Below are 12,215 nucleotides of genomic sequence, written 5' to 3'. Positions count from 1 at the left end.
ACATTGACCAAGAACACTAAACTAGATTAACGAAAGTATAACAGGGATGGTACTTTTACAACCGATGAAGGCGTGGGACTAAAACCCCCAACAAAGCACCAACACCGTAACCGACTAATACATCAGAAGGAAAATGTTTTCCTGCCCGCATTCTTCCATAGCCCGTTATTAGCGGTAAAACGGCAGCGGTAACCCAAACAGTAGACTTGTACCGGCTATCAGGGTAAATATCATTATACATTTGGGCTCCTGCAAAAGTAAAATAAGAAGAAACGGCTGTATGCCCTGAAAAAAAAGAATACCGAGCCTCTTGTTTTAATTTTAATTCCAGCGGAGCAGATCCGTTATAAACAAAGGGTCTTGGTCGGCGAACAATCGTCTTGGTTAGGTTTATTAAGCCGGCGTTGATTAGTGCCCCTTCTAAGGTAATAAGAAGTAACTCTCCACTGTGTTCACGGTTCTCTTTATCCAGCAATAAAGCAAAAGGAAAAGCAATGGAGCTTAGTGCCGTTACATTACTCAACTGGTGACCTGCATTAGAATAATGCCGAATAGAATAACGATCAAAACCCAATATCCTATCAATTTCTAAAATTCCAATTTGTTCTTCTAACAGGGGCTCAACCCTGCGATCAAGGTAAATGGCAACACCCGTTGTCAAAATTCCCGCTCCTAAAAGAGGGAAATCTACCTGGTTGCTTAATTGATAAGGGAAGGTTTGTTGGGCATTAGAACTTACGAAAGAGGCCAGAAAAACAAACACCGTCAAAAAGAAAAATAATCGCATAATATTGAAAATATATAGGTGAATACAACTAGCCAAATAAGCTGTAAAATCAATAGACTTTTTTAGCGAAACAGAATCCCGCCAAAAAAGTCTATTAAGGGAGTTCGCAGAAAATAAAGTGTGTTTTCGTGCTGTTCCTAAAAACCCTGAAAAACAAATATTATTCTTTGTGGGCGTGCTTCTTTTTTATAACACCTTTTCCGTTAAGCCACTCAGGAAGTGCATAAGCTATGCCGCGTCCTTCATAGGGTGTTTTCTTTATATCATCGCGGCGATTGGCCAGTTTTTGTAAACTTCTCACCACCATTTTCTGTACCTCATCCGTACCAGGATTCTCTCCTTGAGCAGCTTTATCTGCTTCAATAAATGCTACGATTTGGGTATTTATCATTGCGTGGCCCGTCTCACGTAGTGCTTTGAAAACGAGTTCATCGTATTCTGACAGGCGATAGCCAGAGGATCTTTCTTTCTTTGTTTTCTTTCCTCCTGCTTTCGGGGTAGGTTTTACTGGTGCTTCTTTAGTCTTCCCCCTTGCAGGGCGGCCACGGCGTTTTGTTCCGGATTTCGCAACTGGTGCAGGAGTATTTACCACTTCTAATTCTGCTTCAACCTCAGCTAACAAAGCAGCTTGTTCTGCTTCTATTTGTTCAATCGCAGGTAAAGTAGATTTTAATTTTTTGATCATATTTCTGGTATGATCAAGTTCGAATTGCAGCTGGCGCTGACGCGACGCGAAATTGGCAAGCAACTGTTTGATGTCGCTGCTGCCAAGTTTTAAATTAGCCATTTGTGTGTGTTAGTTTACCGCAACCCTCTGTAAAACAACCACTTAGCACTTTTCTCCTAAAACAAAATGCTATTCTTCAAGGGACTTCAGGGGATGTAAAACAAAAGGGATGCCATCTTTAAATACATTAAAACTGTCATAGAAAAACGCATTTCAGGCACGAAACATTTTGCACAAAATGCGATTTTCGGCAAAATACGCTTTAAAAATTAAATCTACCTCAATTCAGAAGGAAAAAACATAATTCTATAAGTACCTACCTCCTAAATCAGCAACTAACTATTCTTAGTTATTATCAATATGACAATCAACATTTTAGTCAAAAAATACTCCCGGCCTAACCATTTATTTATTTTTCCAGTCAATTTGAATTTCAATCCCAGCCTAATTCATTTCTTAGTGAAGCGTTAGCCGCTGTAGACCTGTTTTTTGACCAATAGTCATCTTGGATTGTTTTTTTACGCGTTGCTTTTGTGGCTCTCAGCTTACCATCAAATGCACTAGGATATTCATCTATCCACCCCTCTATATAATAAGGTGCAACTGAAGAAAATACGATATTCAGCGTTCTTTTAAACTCTGGATACTCAACAGTATAAACTTTAAGTGCTTCTCCTGAAAATTCAGTTCCTGCGTAATCTGTCAAACTTGCATTCGCGGTGTAGGCCTGGTATGACTGGTGCCGTAACCGGAGAAAGGTAAGTCCTGGAATAACCTTCAAGTCATCCCCCACAGGCAAGCTGCTATAGTCCATTCTTATCCTATTCATCACCTCATCTTCTAGAAAATTTGCAGCGGCTTCTTTTTGCTCATCCCCTTCAGATTCAAAATAGGAAAACAACTTATATTGGTATTGTTCATTTTGCAAATTAATCTGACTAAAAACCTGACCACACCAGTCTTGGGCAGACTGAGTAACTTTGAGTGTCCGTGAAAAATCTTGGGACTTTACGGGAGTAAACACCGAAGTCATAATGGAATAATCGTAAAGCCCTGTGGTAAAGCGAGTGATACCATTCATCTTCAGAATAGCCGTTGAATTAGGATTCTTGTAACTATCGTTTTTTACTTGCTTGTCAGTCAGAAAGTCTTCTGTCACGAAAATAAGTAGTGCTTCACCTGGATGGATTCCCTGGTAACGGTTTTGTTCTAGCTCATAAACATTCAACTCTCCTTTGCCTTGGTACCAATATTTATCTAATGTAACACTGGATTTTTCAAAAGCAGAAGAGGTTAAAGGTAAAGGAGTTAGGCTAGCTGCAGCAGTATTTACCGTTTCTGCATTGCCTGCTGGCGGGGCTTCACAAGAGAAAACCATAGCATAAAGTGCAGCTATCCCTAGCAAATAAAATGATCTTTTCATCACAGCGTTATTTACGCTTAACAACAGTAAATCAGCCCAATAGGTTGAATAAAAAAGCGACTTATCACCGACACCTTGTTAAACAAAATCGCTTTTTTGAATATAATTAATAATGCATCGCTGCCAAAAAATCTAATTTGTTTAACGGTTTTTGCAATTAATAACTATTTTTGCAACGAAAGTTTACTAATGCACTTTTTGTCTCAGGGCTCTTTGCGATGCAAAGAGCCCTAGATTTTTTTTGCATACCCTTGAATAAAAAAAGACGCAACAGTGTCCTGTTGCGCCTTGTAAAAAGCTTAAAGTCGAAATAAATATCTTAGTGCAACTTCAGCACTTCTGTCCATTCTGCTGAAGATGTTAGTATTTTCAGTACGTATTCTCCACGTGGCACTTGCAAAAGATTCATCCGTTTTTCAATGTCTTCCAGGCCATTTATTGTTTCCTCATAAAGAAGATCCCCGCTTGACGTTAATAGATTAATTGTAAAATCGTCTTTCCCTGGATTTCTATAATTGACATCCAATTGTCTCCCTTTTAGCGTGACTTCCGGATAAAAAATCACCTGCCGTTGGCTTAGTTGATATTGAATTGCGCGCTTGGTTAACTTAACAGGTTGGCGGATTTCACTAGAATTCATTTTCAAAATGAAAACATAGTCACCCTCTCTTAATTGTTCCAGACTGTACAAGCCTTGGTAATCTGTCCCGGAAATTTTCTGGCGGAGCAAAACTTCGCCTTTCGTAGATTTCACAGAAAAATCAGCTTGAGCGTGATCCAGGCCTTCTATCTTAAGCCCGAACTGCTTGCCCAGGCCAGCATTGATAATTAGGAAATCAGGTAAATGATTGGCTGCCAGTATAAGCGGCAGGCTGGCTAGCACAAATAAAAAGGCTACTAGCTTGTGTTTTAAAATATTTGGATTGTTCATGTTATTGTCATTTGGTCTAAACATCAATCGTGTGCTTTTAACACTAAGTTGATTATTTATAACAAAAGTACAGTGAAATGGATCTGGTTTCTACCAGTATCTTAACAGAAACTAATGCTTTTTTAACCTAAGACAAATAAATATCGCCATTATTAATCAATATAGATTAACAATAAACGAATTTCACTTGCAAGAAGGAGGCTCCACCCAATGAAAATTCCCCCACTTTTGATAAAACCAAAAGATATTGGGAATTACCGTATCATAATTAAGCCGTACACCCAAGGCGTATAAATCTTATTTTTACCGTCTGTAATCTAAGGTACCCCCATGAACTATTATCTTATTCTTCTATTTTGCTTCTTCTCCTGTACTCCCCTACTCTACAGCCAAGGCTACGAACCCACTTCGGGAAGCATGGCTGCCGCTCATTTCCAGGATGGCCAATCAGCTTTATTGGGTAAGGACTTCGCCACAGCTATCCGACATTTCCGGAAAGCGCTCCGAGAACAAGAAACGCTAACCGTCGCTCACCGAATGATAGGCCAATGCCACGTTTTATTAGGACAATACCCCGAAGCTGCAAATGAATACATTCAAGTACTCAAATCGGATAGTATGTTTTCACGGATGATTTATTTCGAACTGGGAGATACCTATTACAAGATGGGAGAACCGGAACTGGCCCTCCGTTATTTTAAAACCTTTAAGCAGCTACAAAGTATCCCTGTTGAGGAATTTGGCCTTCATGGTGTTGAAGAACTAGCGGATGAACTCGTTATTAGTGATCGACTGAATAACAATATTCGTGCTTGTCAGATGACGATTGACTCCGTAAAGTTTATCAATATCACTGAGATTCAAAATCTTGGCAAAGGCATTAATAGTAGCTTTGACGACTACTTTCCTTTTCTTACCAATGATCAACAACAGCTTTACTACACCCGACAACGGGCAGATGGTGACGAGGATCTCTATTATAGCCAGCTACGCAATGGAACCTGGCGCAATGGTGAACGTATCAAAGATTTTAATACAGAGCAGCCTGAAGGGATGAGCACCTTGGTTCGCAATGGGCGACAACTCTTTTTCACGGCCTGTAAGCGTGATAGCGTTGCTGGCCCATGTGATATATGGGAAGCGCTCATCGAGGGTGCAGAAATACAGGCCATCACGCCACTGGGGGCGCCTATCAATTCGGTGTACTGGGAATCGCAAGCGGCGGTGAGTTGCGATGGGAGTAAACTCTTTTTTGCCAGCAACCGGCCTGGAGGAGTAGGCGGCACCGATATTTACATGACCGAAAAGCTGGCCAATGGCAACTGGAGCTTACCGGTCAACCTGGGCGTACCACTGAATACACCAGGAGATGAAGAAGCTCCTTTTATTTCTAACGATGGTAAAACCCTCTATTTTTCAAGTACTGGTCATTTGGGGCTTGGAGAGCAGGATATTTTCATGAGTTGGTGGGACGAACGCCAGAAGCGGTGGAGCGTTCCTATTAACCTTGGGCCTCCTGTAAACGGTCCTCATCGGGAACTGGGTTTTTATCTATCGGCGAGTGGCAAAACAGGTTTCTTTGCCAGTAACAGGCCGGGAGGAATCGGCGGAATGGATGTTTACCGTTTTGAACTTTCAGAACAACTGTACGGAGAGCCCATTACTTTTGTCGAAGGTATTGTAAAAGACTCTGTCTTACTTACCCCTGTGCAAGCGACGGTAACTATTAACGGTCGGCGTAGCCCTATTGAAACAGATGCTGAAGGGCGTTTTTTTCTTTGTGCAGGGGCAGAAGAAACCCTTGATTTTCAAATTATGGCAGAAGAATACCGCCCTTATCATAATCAGTTCTTCATTCCTCCCTGGGAAAATCGTTCTTTTTTCAACCTCCATCTGTTTCTACAACCCAAGTTTAGTTTTCTTGCCGAATTGGAAGCAGAATCACAACCTCAAGACGTCACGCCTAGAAGTATTCCTAAGAACATTACGCTGGAGCACCATATCCTCTTTGGCTTTGACAGTGCAGACTTAAGCCAGGGTGAACTCGAAAGCATGGAGGCACTGGTAGAAAACCTTAAAAGCAAACAGGTAAAAACAGTAGAAATTGTTGGATACTCTGATGATATCGGAGAACAGTCCTACAACCTGGCACTCTCTGAGCAACGCGCTAAAAAAGTGGCGGTTTTTTTACTCAGCAGAGGCATTGAGGTAGACGATATTCACATCGAAGGTAAAGGGACTATTGTAAATGACCGGACACGAGCCTTTAACCGGCGGGTTGATATTAAGATCACCCTGAATGAATAGGTAAGATGGTTGATGGTTGAATTAAAATTTGAAGCGTGATGAAAGAAGATCAACTAAAAGTAGGTTTCGCTCAAATAGCACCGGTATGGCTACAGCGGCAGGCTACCATTGATAAAATGCTAACTTATGTGCAACAGGCCGGAGAGCAAGGTTGTCAGTTATTAATTTTTGGAGAGACCTTATTACCAGGCTATCCTTTCTGGCTGGACTTTACCGATGGCGCCCGATTCAATTCCTCTTTCCAAAAGGAAATGCACGCCCACTACCTGGAGGAAGCTATTCAAATCGAGCGAGGTGACCTCGATGCTTTTTGCCAAGCTGCCCGTGCCTACCAAATGGCACTAATACTAGGTGTGGTAGAACGGCCCACTGACCGAGGAGGGCATAGTGTATACTGTTCGTTGGTCTACATTACCCCTAAGGGTGAAATTGCGAATGTACACCGCAAACTACAACCTACTTACGAAGAACGCTTGAGCTGGTCGCCCGGAGATGGACATGGCTTGCGGACTTTTCCTTTAGAGAAATTCACGCTTGGAGGCCTCAACTGCTGGGAGAATTGGATGCCGCTTCCGCGAGCAGCCTTGTACGGTTTAGGCGAAGACTTGCATGTTGCCATCTGGCCTGGAAGTGTGCGTAATACGGAAATCCTAACTAGGTTTCTAGCCCGTGAGGGGCGCTCTTATGTTATTTCTGTAAGTGGATTGATGCGGGCAAGTGACATTCCACAAGGAATACCGCATGCTGATCTTCTCAAGGAAAAGGCTCCTTCCTGGATGGCTGATGGAGGCTCTTGTATTGCTAATCCTGACGGAAGCTGGCTTTTGGAACCTGTCACCAAGGAAGAATGCTTGCGGATTGCCACGATTGATCACGCAAAAGTACGGGAAGAACGACAAAACTTTGATCCGGCAGGGCATTACTCGCGGCCCGATGTTACGCAACTGCATGTGAATCGGGAGCGGCAAAGTACGGTATCTTTTAAGGAATAAGCACCTCTAAAGTTGCCAAATCTACGGCCTCCTATTGAGGTAAAGTCTAACAAATTGGTGATTGCCCGAGCTGCCAAAATTTTGATGCACTTGGTGAATGTCATGCTTCTGAAAAAGAGTAAATACTTTATTAAGATCGTAATCAAACATTGGGAAAAAATAATCATTAGAGCCGGTCAATAATCGTCCTAAGCGAGGAAACGTAAATATTAATCTTTGGATACTCTTTTCTTTGGGNGTACTAAGGTTATTATAGGTTAGCTGCAAGAAGGCACTCCCCCCTGGGAGAAGATGGTCCAGCAAATGATCCAGTGTTAGCATTCCCTTATCTGTAGGAATATGCTGAAAAACGATTTCGGAATAGATAAAATCGTATTTCTCTTTAAGAAAAGGAGGGCAATCTGGGATGTTCACAAAAGTAACATTGGAAATATTTTGTTCACGCTTATTCTTTTCTGCCTCAGTCAGCATTGCTTCGGAGACATCAACTCCGGTGACCTGGTCACCATAGGAGCTAAGGGCTAAACTAAGCCGGCCAGTTCCGCAACCAAAATCCAAAACATTAGAAGGTCTAATATCTTTTCTTGGCCAAACTTTTTTCATTTTTCTAAAAACACGTTCCACGCTAAGCCTCCCTGATGCGAAAAAAGCTTCTTTGGCATTGGCATCAAATTGATCGCTTCGGTATTCCGGATGAGTAAGCACGCCAAAGTAAGGATCGGTTTGACCGATTTCCTTCCAAAATTTTGTGTAACCCTTTTTATTCATAAACTAAAGCTAAAAAAAATATTATCCCCAGAGCATGAAGTTTACCTTTAGTCCTGGAAAAATAAATGTTGATCATGAACCAGGCTGCCGAAGTATTTGACAAAATTGTAACTGCCCGCAGGGCTGTAAGGAAATATAAAGAAGATGCTTCCTTCGATTCCGATGCTGTTGCTCGGAGTTTGGCCCGTGCGGTACTGGCCCCTAACAGCAGTAACTTACAAACTTGGGAATTTTACAGGATCAAAACAGCAGCCACCAAAGCTGAAGTCGCCCGCTTGTGTATGAACCAGGGTGCAGCCCGTACTGCGCACGAACTGGTAGTTGTTGTATGCAGAGGTGATAAATGGAGAGAAAACAGCCAACGGGTTTTAGAACACATGCACAAAAGTTTTTCTGACCCACTCACGAAAAGGGACCGCCGCGCGATAGAGTACTACAAGCGCAATATTCCACTGCTGTACATGAATGATCCTTTCGGTTTCATGACGCTTGTACGTACGCTGATCGTTCAATTCAAGAGCTGGCAAGGCCCAATGGTACGATGGAGTGGCAGTGCCAATTCCAGAATCATTACCCACAAAAGTGCGGCGCTAGCTGCTCAGACCTTCATGCTCAGTATGCAGGCGGAAGGCTACGCTACCTGCCCTATGGAGGGGTTTGATGAAAAACGCCTAAAACGATTATTAAAGCTACCTCGCAAAGCGGAGATCAATATGGTGATTGCTACCGGGCCTGCGGAAGAAGGAGGCGTGTATAGCGATCGTTATCGGTTTCCTATTGAGGAGGTGGTGAAGGAAGTGTAGGGGTGGTTAGATGGTTAGATGGTTGATGGTTGATGGTTGAGCTTCCCTAAATAACGTTGACAAGTTTATCAATCATTCAAAGAAGTAAGATCTATTACTCTTTTGTGGCTTTTCTTTGTTGGAGGACCTTTTCGGCGATTTCTACGAACGTTTCTACGCTAATTTGTTCGGGGCGAAGTTGGTAGCGTTCGTTTTGAATTTCCTCGGAAGACAGAACGCCTTTTAGCGAATTGCGTAACATTTTACGGCGTTGGCCGAAAGATAATTTTACCGTTTGCCGAAAGGCTGACCAAAGCTCATTGCTAACAAGGGGATCCTCTCGTCGGACTAAACGAATCACTGCTGATTTTACTTTCGGAGGAGGATTGAAGTTTCCTCTACCCACTGAAAGCATATACTCTGTATGAAAAAAAGCCTGAACAAGAACGCCAATAATACCGTAGGTTTTGCTCCCCGGTCCGGCGACTACACGGTCGGCTACTTCCTTTTGAAACATGCCAACCATTTCGGGCACTTGGTCACGGTACTCAATGGTTTTGATGAGAATTTGGGAAGAGATATTGTAAGGATAGTTGCCGATAATTGCAAAGGGCCTGGTGAAGATTTCCTCCAGGTTTAGGCGCAGGAAGTTGGCGGAAATAATGTTACTGGCAGGCAATTTTGGGTAGTGCGCTTGTAGGTAAGCCACCATATCTGGATCGGCTTCTACGACTTTGAGCTCATAGTCTTTTTCAAGCAAATACTTGGTCAGCATGCCTTGGCCGGGGCCAATCTCTAATACTTGATTGTACTGGTCGGTGAGTTGTAAGCCGTCAGCAATTTGCTGGGCATACTGCTCATTGGTAAGAAAATGCTGGCCGTAGGATTTCTTTGCGCGCACTGGAAAGGAATTAAAATGAATGGGCAAAGGTAAGCTTTTATTGTTCATTGGTTGTATGGCGGCGGAAGTGCAACTTCCGCCCAACGACCAACAGGTGCGGAGAGCACAGGGGCGAGCGAGCACACCCCACCTCTGTCACTTTGTGACACCTCCGCCCGAGTGGATGACTGGACGGGGAGTACAACTCTTCAAATTTAGTAAAATATTTTACCCCAGCGGTAGACCTTTTACTCCGTTTTGATTTACCTCCTAGTGGCTTGATTGTGATGCCGTCCTTTTTCTTGATAAAAAGAACCAAAAATCAAGGCTATGACCATTTACCTAAAAATAGGCAGTGCGTTCCCATCGCTTGCGGAGCCGTTCGCCTGACTACCCTAAACAAAGGAGGTGGAAACGATTCCTTTCCTGTTTTCTCAAACCTTGGGAAATATACCTAGGGCTCAACTTCCGCGCAAGCTTCGCAGTCAATGTCCAAGCTGCCTATTTTTTTAACGGTAAATACTCAATGCCAGTCCTTCTAATGCAAACACTATAAGCCGTCAGGGACGAATAGAACACGCAACACACGTAAGGCTACCCATCTCCGCCCGAGCGGCCACCCACCCCCGGCTCTGCGAGCCGACCCCGCCAGCGGGAATTCCACCCCCGTCTCTGCGAGCCGACCCCGCCAGCGGGGTACATGGGCGGGCGGTGGCCCGTAGATGCTTTGCGCGCAGGCCGGTAGGCCGGAGCGCGGTGCCAGGATGGCGCAAGGACGAGTCCCGATCTTTCATCGGGACGGTAGTGCGCAGCGCAGCAAGTACTAAGAGCGGAACAAGCGGTAGCCAGCGCAGCGCGGCTACGGCCCCAAAATATCAATAAGTACCTCTTTGATTCTTATAGCACCGTATGACCTACAAACTCGGCGTCATCATCGATAATGAGGTCGTCTTGGCGGCGGATACCAATAGCACAGGGGTGATCGCAAAAGAAAACGGAGGCTTGGTAGCGGTGGCCATCTTCGTCGACAGCAAAGCTGGCCAGGTCTTGAAAAACAGGGGGCATATTGCTGTAATCGCCGTCGTTTTCAGCCATTGGACGGGCATTTCCGTCAAAGAGGGCTACGTTTTCTCCGGTGCGCCCGAAGAGGGGTTTGCGGGCGTAACGGCCATCAGGGAAGTCGGTGTAGGAAAACGATGCCTTGAGCAGGGATGGCTCTTGTGGATGATCCCTAAAAACATGGGGCAATACGCCTTTGGACTGCATAATCATGGTCCAGGCGGGGTTAACGACTTTGATTTTGTTCTCCATTACCAGGTCCGTAAGGAGGCCCATTAGTTCGGGTTCTTCGTAGGCAAAAAACTCCCAGGGGATCATTTTGTACCAAAAATCGAACTGGATAAAACGATCCGGACCTATTTCTATAAAGACGCCATTTTCGGGATCGAAAATCACGGCTTCCAGGGCTACTTTATGGACTTCTTTGAAGCCAGCGGCTTTGGCTGCTTCTGCCAAAACTTCAACATTGAGCCAATCTTCTTCGTACCCTAAGGTCGAGAGCAGCAAGGTGGGTTCTTTATCGGGATGCTGCTGCAAAAGGCGCTGAAAGCGGCGGGTAAGCGCTACGAGCAATGGATCAAAAGGCCCACTGCCTTTTTTCTTGCGCATCTCTACCCACAGGTGTCGCTGTACGTGTGCGGTTTCCGGGAGCAGGGAGCAGGTATCGGCATTAAACTCCAGCATTTTGATGGGGTAATCGCCGAAACCTCCAGCAAAATCGAAGCGGCCGACCAGGAAGTCATCCAATTCGTTTTCGATGGAGTATTTTACCAAGCGCTGGGCATTATGGGGGATGCCCAAGTCGCGCCAATTTTGATCTCGTGCTATTCGTTGAGCGGTGTTTCGTAAAGCTTCGAAACAATGCTGTGCAGCCTGTGACCAGGCTCGCTGCTCAGACTCACTGATGCCGATGATTTCGTCCGCAAAATAGTCTTCGTTTTCGCCACTGGACAGCCACTCCATCCCTTCCCTGCGCATAAAACGCGGAGAAGGGACGGGGGCAGGAAACAAACGATTATCCACCATAAGAACGGCTTGATTTGCTGGTGCCATAACCAGAACGGCTGCCACTGCTAGGGCGGCTTACTTTTTGAGAAGTAGAGCGGATGGTATTGCCTGTAGAGTTATTGACCCTGTTATAAGTATTAGGATCTCTATAGGCGCTGGCCGATGGGCGGAAACCGCGGCTCATACTACGGCCAATCATATAACCAAAGAAGCCATAGCTAGCGGCACGCATGATACCGCTGCCTTGCGAGGAGGTGCCTTGCGACTGCATAAGGCGTGCCTCGGTGAGGGTAAAGGTATCAATGCCACCGTCGAGGTATTTGGCGATGATCAAGCTTTGGGAAGTATCCGGAATGGGTACTTCATCTTCGATTTTAAACTCATCTGGCTGCACTTCCTGAACGGTAGTGATCAAGCCTTGGGTAGGAACTTCTTCCTCTTGGTATTCAACGTTACTACCACAGCTGCTAAGGACAGCCATGCCGAAAGAGGTGAAGATAAGTGCAAAAAACAGATTACGAGCTAAGCGTTTAGTAGACATAAGAAAGGGT

The 12,215-nt window shown here is 44.6% G+C and carries 11 protein-coding genes; 3 read left to right on the top strand and 8 right to left on the bottom strand.

The annotated features are described in order from the left end of the window. Positions 1-55: 55 nt before the first annotated feature. The 4 genes from A3EU_RS30080 to A3EU_RS0110985 all read right to left on the bottom strand — a co-directional run bounded on the left by A3EU_RS30080 (position 56) and on the right by A3EU_RS0110985 (position 3,868). The gene (locus tag A3EU_RS30080) at positions 56-787 is read right to left on the bottom strand and encodes a phosphatase PAP2 family protein (RefSeq protein ID WP_052331296.1); all 732 of its coding nucleotides are present in this window, start codon (positions 785-787) and stop codon (positions 56-58) included. Positions 788-947: 160 nt separating this feature from the next. Then, entirely contained in the window at positions 948-1,574 is a 627-nt protein-coding gene (locus A3EU_RS0110995; protein ID WP_020536215.1) for a hypothetical protein, read from the bottom strand. Between the two features lie 373 nt (positions 1,575-1,947). Further along, positions 1,948-2,937, bottom strand: a complete 990-nt coding sequence (locus A3EU_RS0110990) for a hypothetical protein (RefSeq protein ID WP_020536214.1) — start codon at positions 2,935-2,937, stop codon at positions 1,948-1,950. A gap of 319 nt (positions 2,938-3,256) precedes the next feature. Beyond that, positions 3,257-3,868, bottom strand: a complete 612-nt coding sequence (locus A3EU_RS0110985; RefSeq protein WP_020536213.1) for a hypothetical protein — start codon at positions 3,866-3,868, stop codon at positions 3,257-3,259. Positions 3,869-4,198: 330 nt separating this feature from the next. Here A3EU_RS0110985 and A3EU_RS0110980 point away from each other — a divergent pair, with 330 nt between their 5' ends. After that, complete coding sequence (locus tag A3EU_RS0110980) at positions 4,199-6,175, top strand: OmpA family protein (protein WP_020536212.1); 1,977 nt, start codon at positions 4,199-4,201, stop codon at positions 6,173-6,175. 38 nt (positions 6,176-6,213) lie between these two features. Next, positions 6,214-7,167 (top strand): carbon-nitrogen hydrolase family protein, encoded by a 954-nt coding sequence (locus A3EU_RS0110975; protein ID WP_020536211.1) that lies wholly within the window; start codon positions 6,214-6,216, stop codon positions 7,165-7,167. Positions 7,168-7,188: 21 nt separating this feature from the next. Here the strand turns inward: A3EU_RS0110975 and A3EU_RS30075 are convergent, their stop codons facing one another. Next, on the bottom strand, positions 7,189-7,935 hold the full coding sequence (locus A3EU_RS30075) for a class I SAM-dependent methyltransferase (protein ID WP_020536210.1): 747 nt from the start codon (positions 7,933-7,935) through the stop codon (positions 7,189-7,191). Positions 7,936-8,000: 65 nt separating this feature from the next. Here A3EU_RS30075 and A3EU_RS0110965 point away from each other — a divergent pair, with 65 nt between their 5' ends. Next, on the top strand, positions 8,001-8,738 hold the full coding sequence (locus A3EU_RS0110965; RefSeq protein ID WP_020536209.1) for a nitroreductase family protein: 738 nt from the start codon (positions 8,001-8,003) through the stop codon (positions 8,736-8,738). Positions 8,739-8,832: 94 nt separating this feature from the next. Here A3EU_RS0110965 and rsmA read toward each other — a convergent pair whose 3' ends face one another. The 3 genes from rsmA to A3EU_RS0110950 all read right to left on the bottom strand — a co-directional run bounded on the left by rsmA (position 8,833) and on the right by A3EU_RS0110950 (position 12,205). After that, the gene (rsmA, locus tag A3EU_RS0110960; protein ID WP_020536208.1) at positions 8,833-9,666 is read right to left on the bottom strand and encodes a 16S rRNA (adenine(1518)-N(6)/adenine(1519)-N(6))-dimethyltransferase RsmA; all 834 of its coding nucleotides are present in this window, start codon (positions 9,664-9,666) and stop codon (positions 8,833-8,835) included. A gap of 828 nt (positions 9,667-10,494) precedes the next feature. Then, on the bottom strand, positions 10,495-11,709 hold the full coding sequence (locus tag A3EU_RS0110955) for a glutathionylspermidine synthase family protein (RefSeq protein ID WP_026211337.1): 1,215 nt from the start codon (positions 11,707-11,709) through the stop codon (positions 10,495-10,497). Next, entirely contained in the window at positions 11,672-12,205 is a 534-nt protein-coding gene (locus A3EU_RS0110950; protein ID WP_020536206.1) for a Cj0371 family chemotaxis-regulating polar lipoprotein, read from the bottom strand. Before A3EU_RS0110950 ends, A3EU_RS0110955 begins: the two co-directional genes overlap by 38 nt. Positions 12,206-12,215 lie beyond the last annotated feature (10 nt).

It is taken from the genome of Lewinella cohaerens DSM 23179 (genome assembly GCF_000379805.1).
GTDB classification, from domain to species: Bacteria; Bacteroidota; Bacteroidia; order Chitinophagales; family Saprospiraceae; genus Lewinella; species Lewinella cohaerens.
Note: the sequence above shows the minus strand (reverse complement) of the source record. Positions and strands in the feature narration are given on the sequence as shown.